We start from the raw sequence: 21,392 nt of genomic DNA on the forward strand, positions 1-21,392 counted from the left end.
GTAGCTATACTGCGAAAATATTAGCTTTGTTTGTTGATGCGCTCTTCCATTATCTGCGAATACGTGTTGGCTTTTAAGCCGTATATGATTTGGACATGACGCTCATCCAGTATCACGACGCCATGTGCGCCATGATTTTTGAGTGCATTTTTATCTATGATGGACGTCGTTCTGAGGGTAAGACGTAGCCGAGTCGCGCATGCTCCAGTTTCTAGCAGGTTTTCTATCCCCCCAATGGCGTCAATGATCGTATCGACGTCTTGTTCGACATTGGGGTTGGTTTGAGTTAGGAAACTGAAAAACTGTTTCAGCACTGACTTAACTGTCATTTGAGGAGCCTTCAGTCGTCAGTTTTGAAATGGCTTCAACAATCGGTGCCGGCGAGAGTGTATGCGGTACCTTGGTGATTAACGTGCCATCCGGCTTCAAGAAGTAAAAGTAAGAGCTGTGATCAAGCGTGTATTTGAGCTCCGAGCCTTCCAATTCGGTTTTGCGGAAAATAACACCATAGTTGTGTGCCAAAGGTGTGGTTACATCAAGCGGTGCCGATAGGCCTTCAATCATTGGATGGAAGTAATGGGCATATTTCGCCGAGGCATCGGCCTCATCACGCTCTGGATCTAAAGAAATGAACATTGGGCGCAGTTGCGCTTTTTGCGCTTCATCGATCTGATTTAGGGCTCCTGCCAGCATAGCAAGCGAAGTTGGGCAAACATCTGGGCAGCGAGTAAAACCAAAATAGACGACTCGAATGCGAGGGTCATTCACATCGAAGATATTGACGGCTTGGTTATTTTCCCCAAACAATACCGTTTGTTGAGAGGTGGAACTATCCACTTGCTCTGGCTTCGTTTTCTGATTATCTAAATAGCTTTTTACGCCAAACCCGAGGGCGAAAGCAACTACGAGAAATAGGGACCAATTGCGGCTCATAACGATTCCTTATCTTTGCATTTTTATAGCAGGGTAAACGGTACTCTCTCCATCACTGAGTTCACCAACCCAGGTCATGGCGTCTTGAGTGCAAACCGGCAGAATGATGTCACCTTGATATCGACCGGGAGCGACTTGCTTCAGTAAAAACTTGGGTTCTCCCATCTCCATTTCTCTTCCTGAAAGGCTTAGGACGAGTTGCTCAGCATCGCTTGTGTGCCACTCAACATTCAGAGTAGTAGGGACCAAGGGTTGAGCAGTATCTGCGTTGAGCGTCATCGTAACATTCTCTTGAACGCACGAGGCAGTAGAGAGAAAGCAATACTCATCTATCGGTTTGATCGGAGTGGATGAAGAAAAGCTTTTTAGTAAAGTTGGGGCATAAAATCCCGCAACCAGTGCGGCTGAAACAGCGGCGATTTGTAACACTTTCATTAAGGTTCAGCATTTATCACTTAACATTACCTGCATCGTAGCACAGAAGCGTCATTCGCCAACTCATGGCCTAGATAAATTGTGCGTTGTGCCTCGATGACAGAGATCAAAATAACCGCGCGGTGTAGGGGTTGTTGAATCAAGCCCATAAAGATTTTCAATTGCGATGATTTTCTCTTTGCCAACAAACAAGAACGAAGCCAATTGGCTCCGTTCTTGTTTGTTGATTCCGTATTGATTCGATACCGCAGTTACTTGTCTGAATCTGCAAATTTTTCGAGGCTCAAAACCAGCACAATGGCAGCAAGCATCATCACAACGGCAAGCACTAACTGAGAAGGTTGTGACGTCACGTGTTCAAATTCAAATGGTGATAGGTTGTGCTGTAGCAAGGGCACTTGCTCACCCTTTGAATTGGTGCGCCAAGTGATGGTTTCTTTCCAAGGCCAAATCTTTGGCAACGTACCAATCATTAATCCAGTCAAAAACATCAGAGTGAAATCGCGGAACTTGCGTAGTAACCACGACAATAGATGCGAAAAGGACAGCAAACCAATCACACAACCTGACAAAAACAGCGCCAATGTATCGACTTGGAAGCCTTTCACGGCGGCTAATACTGGCGCATACATCCCAATCAATAACAAGATAAAGCTGCCAGAGATGCCCGGTAAGATCATCGCGCAAATCGCGATAGCCCCAGCGAACAATGTGTTAATGGCTGTTGGTTCCATGTGCAGAGGTTTAAGCACGGTGATGCTGTAAGCAAACCCGACACCAACAAGTAGAGTCACAAAGCGGATAAGATCACGTTGTTCAACCTGACGAATAATGTGATAGACCGATACCAAAATCAGACCAAAGAAAAATGACCAAAGTGGGATCGGGTGTGTGTCAAGAAGCCAAGTGATCAACTTTGCTAGCGTAGCAATGCTGGTGAAAATACCGGCAAACAGAGCGATAAGGAAGAAACCGTTGATGTGATTAAAGGCGGCTTTAACCCCTTTTTTTCGCCAAATAGAGAAAAGTGATGGGTTAATGCGTCGAATGCTCTCAAGCAGCGTATCGTAAATGCCGGTGATAAACGCGATGGTGCCGCCTGATACGCCAGGAACAACATCTGCTGCGCCCATGGCGATTCCTTTGAAGAAAGTAATTAAGTAGTTCATTGCTCTAATGCTAAGTCGTTTCGATGGCACAGAGTATACAAACATTGCGACGAAAAAAGTATGAAATAGTGCTGTAGCTACTGGGTTGTATATCCAAGTAATTGCTTATTTTTGTTACAGGTTATGAGGTGATTCAAATACAACGATATCTTAATATTTGGTTTACATTATTGAGATGATTAACTGTACTATCAATGGCTACGTTTGTTGCATTATGCAAATGCAATTTGATAATTTAATTTGCGTTTTGCTATATTTTATATAGACAAATTCACTTTATATGAGATCCTGTGCCCAAAAATAAGTCTTTGCATTTTGGCATGATTAATGCATAATACTGCTCGACCCTTCTTAAGCCGAGGGTCACCTAGCCAACTGACGTTGTTAGTGAATACAATTTGTTCACACTAAATATAAGCCAATCGCGATTATTGCGGTTGGCTATTTTTTTTATATGAACAACGTTGCTTACGTGCTTTGCAAATTGCACTTCCCTCGTTCTAGACTCATAAAAAAGGGCTGACGCATCACGCCAACCCCTTGTATTTCACTTTAGGTTTTAATCTGTTTTCTTGAGCTGATCAGTACCCCATCAACTGGAGTAAATTTTCAGCTGTCACAATGGCCTCTTTACGATTGGCGATATTGAGCTTTTGGTACAAGTTGCGAATGTGGGTTTTAATCGTGGTGCCTGCCACATCAAGCTCTTGCGCGATTTGCTCATTACTGAAACCAGAATAAATCAAACCAAGCACCTGCCACTCACGTTGAGTCAGTGGGCTTGTGCGAACCAGTTCAGGTACGTTAGGGTGGTTTACCAGCTTCTCAATGAAGTCTTCATCAAAGTGAATAGAGCGGCTGCGCTGATTGGACGAAATATCCTTCATCAATTGTTGAGCGCGGTGACGTTCTAGATCGCCTAACTCATGGCGTAGGCTTAACTTCTCCAGTAGCCCGCCAATGGTGGCGCCATCAATGAGGAAATTACCTACCATCCCCGTCTGGTTTGTCATCACTAACGCTTCTTTTAGTAATGCTTTTGCTTGCTCTTCGTCTTTTTGGCGAGCAGCAAACACTGCTTCGACCACTAAGTTGCGATTAGTATCTGTGATCAGGTTGGTTCGACGAGCTTCACTTTGGAGGAAATCCAATGCTGCGCGCGCTTCGATATATTGACCTAAGTTGATGTGCGCTCGTGCAATGTTGCGCCATTGCAATTGTGAAAAGTGGTTGCATGCCGATTCAGGACGAACTGCAGTGTTGAGCCATTCTTGCATTGCATCGGTATTCCCGCGCGCTTGCCAAAACAGGATCAACGATAGTGAGGCGTTTGCTGTCCAATCTACGTGGTAAGTCGACTGCTTCATCAAATGTTGAATGTGCTCAATGAATTTACCGGCTTTGTCTAGCTCGCCACGGCCAACCGCAATACGCGCCAGCATCGAGTAGCTGTGTAAGTGCTTACTTGGCGAATGGTTTTCGAGAATTTGTAGACCTCGGTAGGCACATTCTTCTGCTTCATCAAGTCGGTTCCAGCACCAAAGCACTTGCGCTCGAATACGCAGCAAAAACTCGTGCAGAGGAACATGTTGAAGTTGCTGATCTTCAATCAGGCGGAATGCGGAATCTTGCAGCTCAAAGGCGGCTTGTACGTAACCTTGCGCAATCAAAATCTCGCTTTGTTGTAAAATCGCCCATAACGCTTGGTGGTAAACTTGGTACTGACGCGCCAATTTTTCGGTTTGTTGCATCATCGGTAACGCGCGGTCGAGTTTACCTAGCACGTGGTTAACTTCGCCAACAACCGAAGTTGCCACAATGCGGCTACGGTAAATCGTGTTATCAAGTTGGCTAAGTGCTAGCTCCGCTAATTCGAGTGCTTTCTCTGGCTGGTTGCTGTTGATAGCCACTTGAGCAAGCAGCGCGTTTGCTTGACCTTGATAATGAATATCTAACTCAATGTTACGCTTTTTATGCTCCTCTTCCGCTTCTTCAAGCAAGTGGCCTACTTGGTTATAACGGTGTTGACTTTGAGCCAACCAAGCTCGGAGCATTGTAAGTTTTGGGTGGCTGAACAGAAGCTCAGCATCCAACTTATTAATTGAGCTTTCCAGTGTGCTGAGCTCGCCTTGGTTAAACATCTGCCAGCCGAATTCGTTTAGAATTTCTACCACCAAGTCTTTATCGTTCGACTTTTGTGCATGGTGAATCGCTTGGTGCGGTGCTTTTTGTTGTAACCAGGCAACAGCTGCATTGCGGTGGAGATCTTTTTCTTGCTGAGGAATACGCGCTTGGCGCTCATGAGACAAAAACTCACCAAATAAGTTATGGAATCGGAACCAGTTTTGCTCCCCTTCGAGCGGGTAAATGAATAAGCCGTAGCGGTTTAATGATTCGATCAAACCAAGCGCATCTTCGCGTTGGGTGAGGGCAAACACCAACTCATCATTGAAATGGTCAAGCACGGAAACTTGCATCAAGAAATGACGAGTTTCGTGATCGAGTAGGTCAAATACTTCTTCGACCAGGTAATCCCACAAATGCGCGTGATTGAACTGCGATACCGACTCTACGGTTTGTGCCAATGTACGGTTTTGATGTTGCGCTTGCAACGCGATCAACTGCATCGCCGATGGCCAACCTTCCACATAGGTTCTGAGGCTGTTTGCCATGTCTTCGTCGATGCCATCGGCAATACGCTGATTAAAGAAACGAGTCGTTTCTTCGGTATCGAACGCCAACATCTCGTTGCCGATTTCGATCATTAAATCACGAACACGTAAGTTTGCAGTACCCAGAGGCGGCGCTGCACGACTTGTTACCACAACGGTGAGGTTGTCTGGCATGTGTTTTAAGAAGAAACGCATGGATTCATGAATTTCATCGTTGGTGATCAAGTGATAGTCATCAAGCACCACATAGCACTCTTGATGAAAATCAGCCATTTCCGCGAACACTTCGCTGAATAAAGAACGTAGAGAAGAGATCTGGCGTTTTTCCGCCAGTTTTTGTGCGTTAGAGCAACTGAAGTTGGTGGCTTTGTTTAATGCTTGAAGCAGGTAGTTCACAAAACGAAAGCCGTCGTTATCGCTGTCATCAATGCTGTACCAACCGACGTTTGGTTTATCGGATAGCCACTGCGCTGCCATGGTGGTTTTTCCGTAACCTGCAGGGGAGCGGAATAAAACCAATTTGTAGTAAGGCGCTTGCTGTAGTAAGTCCAACACTCGTGGGCGCACGATGGCATTGTGCAGGCGTCCTGGTCGAGTAAGCTTAGATGGAATCCACATTAGTAATTATGTCCTTATTTATGTATACCCAAGTGATTGCGACGTGATCATTTCAGTAAGGCCCCCTCGAAAGCTTCGTCTTACTGAATGATGTCATCAGCATCAAAAACTGCTTGAATGCCGGTTGATGTCGCCTCTTGTTGGGGCTTGCATCCGTCTGAAAAACCATTCCATACGATCACTTAGATATAAAAGCTAGCGAAAACTAGAAATAACTCACACCGCCTAATTCTAGTTTGTATAGAAAGCGTACAATCCTGTGAGCCGTGTGGGATGTTACGACATCAGAAATGTCCGTTACTTTGATCCACTTCCTAATTCTCAAGGGTTGATGGATTTACCATCAACTACGCCCTTTATTTGTGATTCTTGTCACTTAAATATCTTTTGTGTCGAGTGTATTAAGATCTCGTTGCACATCGATTATGAAAAATCTTTCCATGTTAACCAAGTTAATGTGACCAATATTACAATTTTCACATCATCAGATGAGTGGGCTATAAAAAGCGTCATGAACGGGTTTTAACCTTTCTCATATTCCATTGTGATCAAAATCACTAAGAACTGGAGCAAAGCTCACTTTGTTGAGATTTGGATCACTAACCTAGCAATGGTACCTCCTCTACGCCCTCAGCCCTCCTCCTTCAAAGGAGGAGAATTAGGAGGATGTTTATTCACAGAGGTAAATGCACGATGTATGGCAGATGAATTACCAAAAGACGTGAGAATTTCGTAATGAAACCTACTCAACAAAAACAATTTGACAAGAAGTCGTTCCAAGAAAGCGTAAAGAAACACCTATCTGTAACTTACGCTCACACGATTGAAAACGCAGACAGCCGCGCTTGGTACCTAGCAATGGGTCATGCACTGGCTGAGTTCACTACTTTAGATTTGCTTGCTACTGAAGAAGATCCACGCATTAAAAGTGCGAAGAGCGTTAACTACCTTTCTCTAGAGTTCCTTATCGGTCGTTTGACGGGTAACAACCTAATCAGCATGGGTCTGTACGAACAAGTAACAGAAGCAATGGCTGAACTGGGTTACAACCTAACTGACCTGCTAGAAGAAGAACGTGACCCATCATTGGGTAACGGTGGTCTTGGTCGTCTAGCGGCATGTTTCATGGATTCATGTGCGGCACAAGAATTCCCAACCGTCGGTTACGGCTTGCACTACGAATACGGTTTGTTCAAACAGTCTTTCAAAGATGGTCGCCAGCAAGAAGCACCTGACGCATGGCGTGGTGTAGAAGGCTACCCTTGGGAAATTGCTCGTCCAGAACTTGCACAAGAGATCGGTTTCTACGGTCACGTTGAAGTGGTTAACGAGAACGGTAAAGAAGTTCGCAAATGGGTTCCTGGCATGTCTGTAAGAGCAATGCCTTGGGATCTACCAATCGTAGGTTACGAATCAGACACGGTTTACCCGCTACGTCTTTGGGAATGTCAGGCAATTGCACCGTTCTCGCTAGCAAGTTTTAACAACGGTGACTACTTCGAAGCGCAGCACGCACTGATCGACGCAGGCAACATCACTAAAGTGCTTTACCCGAATGACAACCACGAGAAAGGTAAAACACTTCGTCTAATGCAACAGTACTTCCACTCAGCTGCGTCTGTACGTGACATCCTACGTCGCCACGAAGCAGCTGGCTACTCGCTAGCGGATCTACCGAAGCAAGAGACTATCCAGCTTAACGATACGCACCCAACGATTGCGATTCCTGAGCTAATGCGCATCCTGATGGACGAAAAAGGTCTAACTTGGGAAGCGGCTTGGGAAATCAGCTCTCAAACCTTCGCGTACACAAACCACACGCTACTTCCAGAAGCACTAGAGACATGGCCGGAGTCGCTAATTCAGCACCTACTACCACGTCACATGGAGATCATTTACGAGATCAACCACCGCTTCCTACAAGACGTACGTGCAATGTGGCCGGGTGATGTCGCAAAACAACAGAAGCTTTCTATCATCGAAGAAGGTTTCCACCGCATGGTTCGCATGGCAAACCTATGTGTAATTGGCTCATACGCAGTAAACGGTGTAGCGGCACTTCACTCTGAATTGGTTAAGAAAGACCTATTCCCAGAGTTCCACGAAATGTACCCAACACGTCTACACAACGTAACGAACGGTATTACGCCACGTCGTTGGTTGAAGTTCTGTAACCCAGGTCTTTCTAAGCTAATCACAGAGAAAGTCGGTCCAGAATGGCCAGCGAAACTAGAGCAACTAGAAGGCATCGCTAAGTACGCCACTGACGAGAAATTCCAGAAAGAATTCATGGCAGTGAAGAAAGAGAACAAAGAACGCCTAGCTAACTGGGTGAAAGAGAACATGGGTATCGAACTCGATACTAATGCGATCTTCGATGTTCAAATCAAGCGTCTGCACGAGTACAAGCGTCAGCACTTAGACCTTCTACACGTACTGTCTCTGTACCATCGCATTATTAACGAACCAGGCTTCGAATGTGTGCCTCGCGTTGTGTTCTTCGCAGCGAAAGCGGCACCGGGTTACCACCTAGCGAAAGAAATCATTTTCGCTATTAACAAAATTGCTGAGAAAGTGAACAGCGACCCTCGCATCGGCAACAAGCTGAAAGTGGTCTTCATTCCTGATTACCGCGTGAGCATGGCTGAAATTATTATTCCTGCGGCGGACGTATCACAACAAATTTCACTTGCGGGTAAAGAAGCATCAGGTACTGGTAACATGAAGATGGCGCTTAACGGTGCCCTAACGATCGGTACGATGGATGGTGCTAACGTTGAGATTCGTGAAGAAGTAGGCGATGAGAACATCTACATCTTCGGTCTAGACGTTGAAGGTGTGAAAGCGCTGAAAGCTCAAGGTTACAACCCATTTGATTACTACAATGCGGATCATCTACTCAAAGCGTCTATGGACCTACTACTGGGTGAAGAATTCACTCCAGGTCAACCAGGCTTACTGCGTGCAACGTACGACAGCCTACTAGATGGTGGTGACCCGTACTTATGTCTTGCGGACTTCGCATCTTACGTGAAAGCGCACGAAGACATGAGCGAACAATACAAAGACCAAGCTGGCTGGGCGAAGAAAGCCATTCTTAATACCGCCCTTGTCGGCAAGTTCACCTCAGATCGCTCAATTCGCGACTATGTGAACAACATCTGGAAACTAAAAGCGGTTCACCGTTAATAGAACAGAGTTAAGACCAAGGTAGCCAAGCGCTACCTTTGGTCATTTTCCAAAAGAAGTTATTGATAACAATAAAACCCTACATGGAAGGTGTTGGTATTACCTTCGGAGAAAGCGATGAAAGAACAAACAGCATTAAAGAAAGTCGCGGAAATGGCGAGATTGGCTGATAGCTATGTCAGTGCTTGGGGAGATGAGGCAAAAGTGTCTGAGGAGACGCTACGCCGCTTGCTCGCTTCGCTTGGCTACGATACTAGCAGCGATGAAAAACTATTGGCTTCTGCTGAAAAGAAACATAAAAAAGACGTACTAGCCCCTGTTCTTGTTTTACGCGACGGCGAACCAGTCGAAGTGGAACTAAACCTAGGTACGAGTGCTCGTGAGAGTGAATTCAGCTGGCGTTTAGAAACAGAACAAGGAGAGGTACTTGAAGGCTATCTTCAGTCCCAAATTGTTCGTGATGAGCGTGCTGAGGGTGGCCCTCTAGTGTTTGCATTGCCAAAGAACTTGGCTTGGGGTTATCACAAATTGATTGTCAGCCGTAAGCGTCGTAAAACGCCTTACGAGATGTCATTGATCATCACGCCGAAAGCGTGTTTCAAACAAGACGATCTAAACCAACATAAAAAGCTATGGGGTCCTAGTATCCAGCTTTACACACTGCGTACTCAGCACAACTGGGGTATCGGTGATTTTGGTGACCTAAAACAGTTGGTGAGCGATATCGCTTCTCGTGGCGGTGACTTCATTGGTTTGAACCCGATTCACTCACTGTTCCCAGCGAACCCAGAAGGCGCGAGCCCATACAGCCCGTCTTCTCGTCGTTGGTTGAATATCATGTACATCGACGTAAGTTCTGTACCTGAATTCGCACTGAGTGCTGAAGCTCAGCAACGTGTTGGCAGTGCAGAGTTTCAACAGCGTCTACAAAAAGCACGTGACTCTCATTGGGTGAACTACACAGAAGTTTCGCAACTGAAAATGAGCGTTCTTCCGCTGCTGTTTAGTGAGTTTAAAGCTCGCCATTTAGACAAAAACACCGACCGCGCTCGTGCATTCTTGGACTTTGTAGAAAAAGGTGGCGACAGCTTGTTACACCAAGCTGCATTCGATGCGCTTCATGCTGATTTACACGCAGAAGATTCAAACATGTGGGGTTGGCCTGTATTCCCTGAGAAATACCGCACATTCGACGCAGCCGGTACTCAGAAATACATCAAAGACAACCAAGACCGCGTTCACTTGTACATGTACCTACAGTGGATCGCAGACGATCAAATCAAAGAAGCGCAGTCACTGGCAGAAGAAAAAGGCATGGCTGTGGGCTTGTACCGCGACCTTGCTGTCGGTGTTGCCGACTCAGGTAGTGAAACTTGGGCCGACGACGGTAACTTAGTGTTAGACGCCAGCATCGGTGCGCCGCCGGATGTACTTGGTCCTCTGGGTCAAAACTGGGGTCTGCCACCGCTTAACCCTCAAGTTTTAGAAGCGACGGGTTACGACGCGTACATCAAGTTGTTACGTGCCAACATGAAGCACTGTGGTGCACTGCGTATCGACCACGTACTTGGCCTGCTTCGCCTTTGGTGGATTCCAAAAGGCGAGAAAGCGACAGAAGGCGCTTACTTGTACTACCCAGTGGAAGATATGCTCGCAATCCTAGCGCTTGAGTCGCACCGTCATCAGTGCTCTGTGATTGGTGAAGACTTAGGTACTGTGCCAGATGAAATCGTCGATATCCTTCGTGATGCAGGTGTGCACTCATACAAAGTGTTCTTCTTCGAAACTTCGAAAGAAGACGGTGGGTTCATTTCTCCGAAGCACTACGCAGAGCAATCGATGGCGGCACTGTGTACGCATGACATGCCAACCCTGCGTGGTTTCTGGCACTGCGACGATTTGAAAATGGGTCGTGAGATTGGCCTGTACCCAGATGAAAAACAGTTGGAAGGCTTATTTGCTGATCGCTTGAAGTGCAAGCAAGGCATCTTAGACAGCGTTCGCTGGCACGGTTATTTACCAGAAGGCATTGGTCATGATGCTCAGTACGTACCGATGGACTCGTACCTAAGCGAAGCGCTGCAACTGCACGTAGCAGCGGGTGACTCTGCATTGCTTAGCGTTCAGCTTGAAGACTGGCTAGAAATGGATCAACCGGTCAACATTCCTGGCACGGTGGATGAGTATCCAAACTGGCGTCGTAAGCTGTCGATGAACCTAGATGAAATCTTCAGCCGTGAAGATGTGAATCGCATTTCTAAACGCCTCACTGAAGTTCGCGCACAGGCGAGCAAATAAGATGCGTAGAGTGACGTAGATGAATGAGCGGATTACCAATTTTGTTAGCTCAGAGGTACGAAAGTTCCGTCTAGGTCACTCATTCCGAAAACACAATCCGTTAGGATGAAGTACCGTTATTATGCCCGCGACAATAGCGGGCATTTTTTGTTTTTGACATCGCTTGATGCATACATGTTTTAAGCGAAGTCTTTTGTGAGTTCACAACGTTGGCTGTGGAGAAACCGATGTTTGATTCAGATTTCTGGTCTTGAAAAGGATATTGGCTCTAGGGAGAAAGATTTGAAAACCACCAAAACCAAGAAAATAAAGAAACAACACGAACGCGCATATGAACTGCTTGCTGAGGCGGCTTACTCAGACCCACTTTCGGCGTTGGGGCCATTCATTGATGATGGTGAAGGATCGCTGCGAGTGTGGATGCCGGGCGCAAACAAGGTTGAACTGCTTGTTAATGGCGAACCTCGTGTGGCGCTTGAGCGTGATGGTGACAGCGGTTTTATCTTAAAAGAACAACGCGATTTACACCTGACCCACTACCGTTTGGCGGTCGATTGGAATGGTGTTGAACAAATTATTGATGACCCGTACCAGTACCACAATATTTACCAAGAGTACGAGCATCTGCATACGCCCAAAGACATGTATCACTATATGGGCGCACACTTTGTCACGCTAGAACGTGGCGGTGAAAACATCTCCGGTGTTCGCTTCCTTGTCTACGCACCGCATGCATCGGCTGTTAGCCTTGTGGGTTGCTTCAACCAATGGGACGGTCGTCGTCACCCAATGCAACGTTTAGATTATGGCATTTGGGGTTTGTTCATTCCTGGCTTAGAAGAAGGCGTTCAGTACAAATTTGAGCTCAAAGGGCCAAATGGGGAAGGGCTGCCACACAAACAAGACCCTTGGGGTTTTTACTCTGAGCAGTACCCATCGTTCGCGTCCATTACTTACGATCACAAGCGTTACCAATGGCAAGATGCCAAATGGCAAAATCGCGCAGTGACGCAAAAGCGTGATGAAGCGTTATCATTTTATGAGCTGCATGCTGGGTCATGGAAGCGCAACGAGAAAGGTGATTTCCTCAACTACCGCGAACTCGCGGAACAGTTGGTGCCATACCTTGTGGATATGGGCTACACCCACGTTGAGCTGATGCCTGTGTCTGAGCATCCATTCTACGGTTCATGGGGCTATCAACCCGTTGGCTTGTTTGCGCCAACCAGCCGTTTTGGCTCACCTGATGATTTCAAATTCTTCGTGGATGCGTGTCACCAAGCTGGTATCGGTGTAGTGCTGGATTGGGTTCCGGCGCACTTCCCATCGGATGATCATGGCTTAGCGAACTTTGATGGTACGCCTCTGTTCCACGACCCGGATCCGCGTCGCGGTTGGCACCAAGATTGGAACTCATACATCTACGATTTAGGCCGTGAACATGTGCGTCGCTTCCTTGTATCGAATGCGCTGTACTGGTTTGAACAATTCCATATTGATGGCATTCGCGTGGACGCAGTCGCGTCGATGCTCTATCTCGATTATTCACGTAGCCACGATCAGTGGGTACCGAACGTCGACGGTGGCAACGAAAACTACGACGCAATCGCAACCTTAAAATGGATGAACGAAGAAGTGTACAAGCACTTCCCGAATGCGATGACGATAGCGGAAGAGTCAACGGCGTTTCCGGGGGTGTCTGCGCCAACCTTTATGGGGGGGTTAGGTTTTGGCTTCAAGTGGAATATGGGGTGGATGCACGACAGTCTTTCATACATCAAAGAAGATCCTGTTCACCGCAAATACCACCACAATACCATCACATTCCCGCTGGTTTATGCGCACAGCGAAAACTACGTCTTGTCTCTCTCTCACGATGAGGTGGTGTACGGAAAAGGCTCTATCCATAACAAGATGCCAGGTGATGAATGGCAGCAAACCGCAAACCTACGTGCATACTACGGTTATATGTATGGTCAACCGGGCAAAAAGCTGAACTTCATGGGCGCGGAAATCGGCCAAACGGCGGAGTGGAACCACGATGATCAGTTGCAATGGTTCTTGCTGGAATACGAACGTCATCAAGGCGTTCAAAAGCTGATGCGCGATTTGAACCACTTGTACCGCAATGAAGCGGCGATGCACGATCAAGATTGTGTTCCTGCTGGTTTTGAGTGGCGTCTACAAGACGAGGCAGATGCAAGCATCCTAGCGCACGAGCGTATCAGTAAAGAGGGTGAGCGTATTCTCATCATCACCAACTTTACGCCCGTACCACACGAGCGTTTCCGTTTAGGTGTTCCAAATGCAGGTCAATACGAACTACTGCTGAACACGGACGACAGCAAATACGGCGGCAGCGATTTTAAAGTGCTGACTAGTGTGAAAACGGAAAAAGTCGAAAGTGAATCACTGCCTCAATCACTTGAGCTTCGTTTACCACCACTTTCAACCGTGTTCTACAAGCTGAATAAATAATTCAGTATAATCAAATTCTAAGCCCGTTTTACATTGTAAATCGGGCTTTTTTTGACCTGTTTTTTACCTCAAAAACTTGTTGTTCCTGATTGAATCAGGCAAGCTCGCTGGTTTGTTTATCATCAATCGCTAATGCATTGGGGAACCACTCATGTTGAAAAGGCTTAAGTCATTTCTATTTAAAATGGTGTTGATATTACTGATTGCCCCAATCGTTTTGGTTGGTGTGGTGAAATATGTCGATCCACCAATATGGGGATGGAAGTTAAGCCGCATTGTTGTGCCACCAAAGAACTATCCAGATAGCAGCCAACACGAGTGGGTATCCTTGTCGCGTATTTCAAAAAATATGCAGTTAGCGGTGATTGCGACCGAAGACCAAAAATTCCCTCATCATTATGGTGTCGATTTCGAATCGCTATTCGACGTGATTTCCGAGGCAGATGGTAATGGTCCGTCGAGAGGCGCGAGCACCATTACCCAACAAGCTGCGAAAAATGTGTTTTTGTTTCCTTCTCGCTCCTACGTTCGCAAGGCTTACGAGCTTTACTTTGCCTTGCTAATGGAGCTGATGTGGAGCAAAGAGCGCATTCTCGAAGTGTATCTAAATGTGGTTGAATTTGGTCCCGGTATTTACGGTGCTGAAGCAGCGGCGCAGAATTATTTTGGTGTCAGTGCAAAGGAACTCTCGAAGTGGCAAGCAGCGCGTTTAGCCGTGGTGTTGCCAAACCCATATCGAATCAAAGTCTATCCGCAAAGTGATTACACTGCTCGCCGCACAAGATGGGCGATGAACCAAATGAGCAATCTTGGCAGCGTGCAACTTTAAGTCCCTCAATCCATTGCGCTTAAATAGAACTACGCCCCTATATCAATAAAATGTGAAGCGTCACAACCTTTGGGGCGTAGGCAGTTAGAATGATGTGTTCAGTTTCTTATCTAGGCACAATTAGTGTGAATAAAACTAATAAATGTGCATGGTTACCATGTGCTGCCAATGGACTGAACGATGAAACTGAACCTGATTACCACTACCTTACTGCTTGCGTCGGCAAGTACCATCGCCGAGCCTAACATCACCATTTCTACCACGACCAACAGCCGTGACTTCCCATTAAGTGCAGAACAGCCTTTGGTTGTGCCTCTAACCAAAGACGGATACACGCTAAAAATCACGGGCGTTGAAGGTGACTGCGTTGCACCCGATGGTCAGAAAGTGAAGTTCAACAAACCTCTTGCGCTGAACTGCGGAAAACCAACGGAACTACCGTTAAAAATCCGCTTTACCGGCGATTACTCTTTCGCTTTTGATGCGGAAGCGAAAACACTGCGCTTTAAGCGCAAACCTAAGAAAGCCGCCAAGAGTGAGTTCAAACGCCCAATTCCACAAGTGCAATGTGAGGTTTACCAAGGCGGCGAAGTGACGATCGCTCTGGGGGATAGCTTTCCTGAAGGCACCAAGTTACGCGATGCTTATTCAGATCAAATGGTTGAAGTGAAAGATCAGCAAGTATCGTTGACGCCAAGTAAAGACTCAGGCGGTTTGGTGCTACTAGAGCCAGTGAAGAAAACCAAAGACGCGGTGCCATTTGATTACCGAAATGCGAACATTTACTTCGTGATGGTTGACCGTTTCAACAATGCCGATACGAGCAATGACAACAGCTATGGACGCAAGAAAGACGGCAAAGAAGAGATCGGTACTTTCCACGGCGGTGACCTTAAAGGCGTGATTGAAAAACTGGATTACATTAAGAGCCTAGGTACAGACGCGATTTGGTTGTCGCCAATCGTTGAGCAAGTACATGGTTTTGTGGGTGGCGGCGATAGCGGCTCATTCCCATTCTACGCTTACCACGGTTACTGGACGCGTGACTTCACAAAGATTGATGAGAACTTCGGTAACGAAGAAGATTTAAAAACGCTGGTGGAAGAGGCGCATAAGCGTGGCCTTAAAGTCTTGATGGACGCAGTAATCAACCACACTGGTTACTCAACGTTAGCCGATTTGCAATTTGACGGTATTGAGGTGTTAAAATCTAATGCCGAGCTGCCCAAGAAATGGGGCGACTGGCAACCAAAAGCGGGTGAAAATTGGCATAGCTATCACCAGAATATTGATTATCAGAGTCCGAACTGGGCTAAATGGTGGGGCGGCGATTGGGTAAGAACCGGCTTGCCAGGTTACCCAGCTCCGGGCAGTAGCGACATCACCATGTCATTGGCGGGTTTGCCTGACTTTATCACCGAATCAGACAAAACCGTGAAGCCAGCGCAATGGTTATTGGATAACCCTGGTACTCGCGTAAAGGCGCGTGACAATTACACCGTCTCGGATTATCTAATTGAGTGGCAAACTGATTGGGTGAAACGCTTTGGCATTGATGGCTATCGCGTCGATACGGTGAAGCACGTTGAAGGTGATGTGTGGAAACGCTTGAAAGAAGAGGCATCAAGCAGTCTTGAACAGTGGCGTAAAGAAAATGGCAAATCAGGTCAGCCGTTCTGGATGATGGGCGAAGTCTGGGGACACACCGCGTATCGCAGCCCTTATTTCGATGATGGTTTTGACGCGTTGATCAACTTCGATATGCAGAAGAAGCTAGACAAAGGCGCGGCGTGCTTTAGCCAAATGGCAGACACTTACCAAAGCTATGCGGAAACTATCGCTAACGAGAAAGACTTCAACCCAGTCAGTTACATGTCTTCTCACGATACGGAGTTGTTTTTCTCACGTTTTAAAGATTACGGCATGCAACGTAACGCGGCGAACGCATTGCTTCTTAGCCCAGGTGCGGTTCAGGTTTATTATGGTGATGAAGTAGGTCGTAACATTGGTCCTTACGCGGATGATTTCCACCAAGGCACACGTTCAGACATGGTTTGGAAACTATCGGATGAGAAGCAAGCGCTGCTCAAACATTGGCAAACCCTTGGTCAGTTCCGTCAAGCACACCCTGCCATTGGCGCAGGTCAGCATCGAGTGATTGAACAGGAAGGTGCGTACGTTTTCTCTCGTTCGCTTGGCAATGACAAAGTCGTCGTGGCGTTTGTAGGACGTGATAAGTAACTAAACGCTCTTTATGTCGATAAATAAAAAGCCCTTCCTTGAGTTATCAAGGAAGGGCTTTGTTGTTTTAGTTCGCCAGTTCTTGGTCGATGACTTTTTCTAGCTCGTCAAACGGCACATAGCCAGGAATAACTTGATCATTAATGATCAACGCAGGCGTGCCGCGTAAACCAAGTTGCGTGAAATACTGATAGTTCTTATCAAGCAGTGCTTTGGTCTCTTTGTCGTCGACAAGCTGCGCTTCTGTCCCCGTTTTTTTCGCGATTTGTTTTAACGAACGTGCATCATGTGCGCCCGGTTTTTTCACCAGTAACTCATGCACTTGTTCGTACTTATCTCGCTGGTTTTGCCAAACATTTAATGCGTAACTTGCCGAGTTGTAGCCGTTTTTCTCGTATTGTTCTTTAAAAGAGACATTGAGGTTAAGCACTTTTATCTGCGGATATTCTTTGCCAACTTTGACCAGTTCTCCTTCTAAACGTTTACAAAAAGGGCAACTGTAGTCCGTTACGTTAATAATGGTTAACTTAGGGTTTTCAGCTCCAAAAGAGGAATGTTTGCCATCACTTAGATAGTGACGAACCTCCTTCAAGGTGTCTCCAAATGACTGTTGATACGCAATGTACTCTTGAAGGTTTTGGTGCAATGAATCAAGAATTTGAGGATTCTCTTTTAGTATCTGAGTAACTTCCTCTAGCTTTTGTTCTGCGGTCTTTTCTGATGCGAAAGATACGGCAGGTACGATAGCCATCATTAACGTCAAAAGTGTACGAGTGAATGTCATAATATTTCCTAAAACTTTTAGATTTCGTTGTTTGTTATGTGAAGTGAATAAAATACGTAAAAAAGTCAGGCGAGAAGGTCTCTCGCCTTGCTAGGTTTATTCTCTAAACACACAAAGTTTTAGGTGAACCCGACACTTTTCCGGTATCGGTTCTGTGTATTCCAGATAATGAATTGCTGTGGATGCCATCGGCAGCGCCACAATCAAAGCAAACAGAAAAAATGGAATAAGAATATGGTCCAACTGGTGTTGGTACGCTTGAACCAGCTTCTCTGAAAGGTCGCAAGATGGTGATAAATTCACGCTTTCATCTTGCTGACTCTGTATTTGGTGAGCCTTAGGGCAGCTTTTCGAGAAGCCGGAATTTTGGCTTAAACATACCATCACCACCCAAAACACGAGGGCGAGTGTCCACTTGGCTATTTTAGGTTGTGAGCGTAACAATGGGCTGCCTAGTCCTGTTGATTCTGGTTTATGCCGTTTGCATATGACCGGACAATCCTAACCTAAATTTCATTATGGAATGTTACTTTCGAGTTAATCGATATCGCCTCAATGCCAAAGTATGAAGTACGTCATGAATGTTGTAGAAAGCAATATTCGTTGGAATCATTGGTCTGATTGATGAAGAAGTCCAGAGGTATCGATATAGATTAATATACCTAATTGTTAGCACAAATTTTTATTATCTTTCAAATGTGATTAAAATCATAAAACAAAACTTCATAACTGAGTCGCTAGAATGTTCGGCAGGCGGATTGATTTTGATCATCTCTCTAGCACTTTATTCGAGTGAACATATGTGTCCTGTCCCACATGTGTAGGTAATGTTATGAAAAATCCTGTTCAAACCGAGCGCAAGGTTACGCTGGGGTGCTACGTTGCACTGGCGTTTGCGGTCGTCTTCTTTTCTGGTCTCATGCAATCGAACGAATGGTATGGCGTATTTGATTTCACCACGTTGAATGGCTCTTTCGGCAAGGTGGCTTATGGTGTCACCGAAACGGCTGACGGTGTGCAAGTTGCAACAACGTCGCTTCGTGGTACTGGTGGTAGCGGTGCACGTGACGGTTTCATTTTTGCACTTACTTTGATTCCTACCGTTATGTTCGCACTGGGTATGATCAATGTACTTGAGCACTATGGCGCACTAGAAGCGGCACGCAAACTGTTAACGCCGCTTCTTCGTCCAATTATGGGTATTCCGGGCAACTCTGGTTTGGCTCTGATTGCTTCTCTGCAAAGTACCGATGCAGGTGCGGCGATGACTCGTCAGCTTAAAGATGAAGGCCATCTTACCAAACGCGAAACCGATGTGTTCACTATGTTCCAGTTCACCGCTGGTGCCACCATTGTTAACTTTTTTTCCTCAGGTGCGGTGCTGTTTACGCTGACGATGGCGGATGGTTCGCTTGCCGTAACGTCTTCTATTGGTTTGGCGGTTGTGGTGATGTTCTTATTTAAAATTGTGGGCGCGAACTTATTCCGTATCTACCTAAACATCACAGAAGGTAAAGAAGACAAGCAAGATCAAAACAAATCTGAGAACTTAAAAGAGGAGACGGCGTAATGAGTGACGTAAAAGCAAGTAAGCCGATGGTGACGGATATTTTCGTTGAAGGCGCTAAAAAAGGCTGGGTTATTGCGACAACATCAACCGTGCCTAACGTTCTTATGGCGTTTGTCATCATTAAAGCGTTACAGATTACTGGCGCGTTGGATTTGATGGGCTCGGTATTTTCTCCAGTAATGGCAGTTTTTGGTTTGCCAGGTGAAGCGGCTGCGGTGCTGATTGGTGCTTGGATGTCGATGGGCGGCGCAGTTGGCGTGGTTATCACATTGTTTGACCAAGGCATCTTGAATGGAACGCACATCGCGATTCTTGCACCTGCAATTTACCTAATGGGCTCACAGGTTCAGTACATGGGTCGAATTATGGGACCTATCGGTACTGAAGGTCGTTATATCCCAATTATGATTGCGATTTCCGTATTGAACGCATTTGGCGCAATGCTAGTCATGAACTTGTTTGTTTAGGGGGCAATCATGCAGTTTTCTCTCAATGAATATCTCGAAGAACTTCGTCCTCTCATTAATGTCGATTGTGGCACGTACACCACTGATGGCATTGAGTCCATCGCTTCTCAATTTGAAGGGAAGTACCAAGCGATGTCAGGTTGGAGCGTAAAACGCATCGACTGTGGCAGAGCGGGTATCGGTCTTGAAGTTCGAAACAAGCCTGAGGCTGAGCAAGTTGACGTGATGCTGATTGGTCACATGGATACAGTGTTCCCTGTCGGTACCGCTGAGTTACGTCCTATGTCTCAAGACGCTGAAAAAGCGTACGGTCCGGGTGTCTCGGACATGAAATCTGGCTTGCTGAATATTGTGTACGCGATGCGTAACCTCGACCAAGCGGTGTTGGATAAACTGTCGATTTGTATCTGCATGAACCCAGACGAAGAAACCGGATCGTTAGATTCGGTCGAGTGGATTCAATCTGTTGCAAAAAACGCGAAGAACGTATTGGTGGCAGAAGCAGCACGTGCAGACGGCGGTTTAGTCAAAGCGCGCAAAGGCATGGCGCGTTACAAAATCACGTTTAACGGCGTGGCGGCCCACGCTGGCAACGAGCCAGAAAATGGCCGCAGTGCAATTACCGAGATGGCGAACTGGATTCTCGCAATCAATGCCATGACGAACTTCGAATCTGGCACCACATTAAACGTGGGTATTGTGTCTGGCGGTAACGGCGCAAACATCGTCCCTGAGCACGCTGAAGCGATCGTGGATGTGCGTTTCTGGAGTAATGAAGAATACGATGAGGTTGATAGCAAGCTAAACGGCATGCTGGAAACACCATTCGTTGATGGCGTTAGCATCGAGTTGGTTCGTGAAGCTTACAAACCTTCTATGGTGCCAAGTCAGCAAACAGAGCACTTAATGGCATTGGTGGAAGAAGCGGCAAATGAGTTGTCTATCGACATCAATTGGAAAGAAGTGGGTGGCGGCTCTGATGCAAACAATACGGCAATTCTTGGCGTTCCAACTTTGGATGGTCTAGGACCTATCGGTGCAGGTTTCCACAGTGACCAAGAGTACTTGTTGCTTGAGTCTATCGAACCACGTATCAAAATGCTGATGCGTGTACTGGATAAGATAGCTCAGTAGCGAACTCGACAACTTAGTTCCCAACATCACGATCCCCAGACTTCGGTTTGGGGATTTTTCTATCTGTGTTTTTGTTTCACTTTACTATCATTTCTTGTTATTAATCTTGCGTTCAGGTTCGATTTATTAATATGTTGGCCACAGTCATAAATTTCGGAGGCAACGATGAGCACAACAATGTCTGTAAAGTCGGCGCCGAAAGACGCCAAAGATCAAACGATGCAAGCGCCAGATGAGAAAACATTCTGGCGCAAAATGAAAGGGTCGGTTAAGAAAGCGGGTGAAGAAATTGCCGTTATGGGCATCAAATCATGGCTCGCGATGACAGATTCCAACACCGCTGTTCACCATAAGGCGATTTTAGGTGGCGCATTGGCTTACTTTGTATTACCCACCGATATGGTGCCAGATGTTCTCGCAGGCGTCGGCTTTACCGATGACATGGCAGCGCTTACCTTAGCCGCTAACTCAGTCGGCAATGCCATTACTGAAGAACACGAAGAACAAGCCAGAGAAAAACTGAATTCGATGGCGGATTAGAAAGAGCGTTTCTAGACGCTGAGAAAACAAAAGCC

General features: G+C 46.4%; 16 protein-coding genes. 9 read left to right on the forward strand and 7 right to left on the reverse strand.

Annotation, left to right across the window (positions count from 1 at the left end):
• Positions 1-20 precede the first annotated feature (20 nt).
• The 5 genes from LIX84_RS10720 to malT form a co-directional block, all read right to left on the reverse strand.
• Positions 21-329, reverse strand: a complete 309-nt coding sequence (locus tag LIX84_RS10720) for a PTS transporter subunit EIIB (protein ID WP_046875700.1) — start codon at positions 327-329, stop codon at positions 21-23.
• Positions 319-933, reverse strand: coding sequence for an SCO family protein (locus LIX84_RS10725; protein ID WP_006740812.1), 615 nt, complete (start codon positions 931-933; stop codon positions 319-321). The genes LIX84_RS10720 and LIX84_RS10725 overlap by 11 nt, the downstream gene beginning before the upstream one ends.
• 9 nt (positions 934-942) lie before the next feature.
• Entirely contained in the window at positions 943-1,368 is a 426-nt protein-coding gene (locus LIX84_RS10730) for a hypothetical protein (protein WP_048625440.1), read from the reverse strand.
• Between the two features lie 251 nt (positions 1,369-1,619).
• Positions 1,620-2,537, reverse strand: coding sequence for a DUF368 domain-containing protein (locus tag LIX84_RS10735; RefSeq protein WP_031780580.1), 918 nt, complete (start codon positions 2,535-2,537; stop codon positions 1,620-1,622).
• 581 nt (positions 2,538-3,118) lie between these two features.
• Positions 3,119-5,827 (reverse strand): HTH-type transcriptional regulator MalT, encoded by a 2,709-nt coding sequence (gene malT / locus LIX84_RS10740; protein WP_226421278.1) that lies wholly within the window; start codon positions 5,825-5,827, stop codon positions 3,119-3,121.
• Positions 5,828-6,562: 735 nt separating this feature from the next.
• Here malT and LIX84_RS10745 point away from each other — a divergent pair.
• From LIX84_RS10745 to LIX84_RS10765, 5 genes are all read left to right on the forward strand, one after another.
• A complete protein-coding gene (locus tag LIX84_RS10745) occupies positions 6,563-9,016 on the forward strand; it encodes a glycogen/starch/alpha-glucan phosphorylase (protein ID WP_226421279.1) in 2,454 nt (817 codons plus the stop codon).
• Between the two features lie 117 nt (positions 9,017-9,133).
• Positions 9,134-11,314, forward strand: coding sequence for a 4-alpha-glucanotransferase (malQ, locus tag LIX84_RS10750; RefSeq protein WP_005396760.1), 2,181 nt, complete (start codon positions 9,134-9,136; stop codon positions 11,312-11,314).
• A 282-nt stretch (positions 11,315-11,596) separates the two neighbouring features.
• The gene (gene glgB / locus LIX84_RS10755) at positions 11,597-13,792 is read left to right on the forward strand and encodes a 1,4-alpha-glucan branching protein GlgB (RefSeq protein WP_226421280.1); all 2,196 of its coding nucleotides are present in this window, start codon (positions 11,597-11,599) and stop codon (positions 13,790-13,792) included.
• Between the two features lie 151 nt (positions 13,793-13,943).
• Positions 13,944-14,621, forward strand: a complete 678-nt coding sequence (mtgA, locus tag LIX84_RS10760) for a monofunctional biosynthetic peptidoglycan transglycosylase (RefSeq protein WP_226421281.1) — start codon at positions 13,944-13,946, stop codon at positions 14,619-14,621.
• A gap of 180 nt (positions 14,622-14,801) precedes the next feature.
• Complete coding sequence (locus LIX84_RS10765; RefSeq protein ID WP_226421282.1) at positions 14,802-16,862, forward strand: alpha-amylase; 2,061 nt, start codon at positions 14,802-14,804, stop codon at positions 16,860-16,862.
• A gap of 67 nt (positions 16,863-16,929) precedes the next feature.
• Here the strand turns inward: LIX84_RS10765 and LIX84_RS10770 are convergent, their stop codons facing one another.
• Entirely contained in the window at positions 16,930-17,646 is a 717-nt protein-coding gene (locus LIX84_RS10770) for a DsbA family protein (protein WP_226421283.1), read from the reverse strand.
• A gap of 96 nt (positions 17,647-17,742) precedes the next feature.
• On the reverse strand, positions 17,743-18,030 hold the full coding sequence (locus tag LIX84_RS23520) for a hypothetical protein (protein ID WP_054866868.1): 288 nt from the start codon (positions 18,028-18,030) through the stop codon (positions 17,743-17,745).
• Between the two features lie 448 nt (positions 18,031-18,478).
• Here LIX84_RS23520 and LIX84_RS10780 point away from each other — a divergent pair, with 448 nt between their 5' ends.
• The 4 genes from LIX84_RS10780 (at position 18,479) to LIX84_RS10795 (ending at position 21,357) form a co-directional block, all read left to right on the forward strand.
• On the forward strand, positions 18,479-19,216 hold the full coding sequence (locus LIX84_RS10780) for a nucleoside recognition domain-containing protein (protein WP_005396748.1): 738 nt from the start codon (positions 18,479-18,481) through the stop codon (positions 19,214-19,216).
• The gene (locus LIX84_RS10785; protein WP_085342508.1) at positions 19,216-19,683 is read left to right on the forward strand and encodes a YjiG family protein; all 468 of its coding nucleotides are present in this window, start codon (positions 19,216-19,218) and stop codon (positions 19,681-19,683) included. Before LIX84_RS10780 ends, LIX84_RS10785 begins: the two co-directional genes overlap by 1 nt.
• 9 nt (positions 19,684-19,692) lie before the next feature.
• Entirely contained in the window at positions 19,693-20,817 is a 1,125-nt protein-coding gene (locus LIX84_RS10790) for a M20 family metallopeptidase (RefSeq protein ID WP_226421285.1), read from the forward strand.
• Positions 20,818-20,982: 165 nt separating this feature from the next.
• Positions 20,983-21,357, forward strand: a complete 375-nt coding sequence (locus tag LIX84_RS10795) for a YkvA family protein (RefSeq protein WP_226421286.1) — start codon at positions 20,983-20,985, stop codon at positions 21,355-21,357.
• Positions 21,358-21,392: the final 35 nt, after the last annotated feature.

The sequence above is a fragment of the Vibrio sp. E14 genome (assembly GCF_020515785.1).
Lineage (GTDB): Bacteria > Pseudomonadota > Gammaproteobacteria > Enterobacterales > Vibrionaceae > Vibrio > Vibrio diabolicus.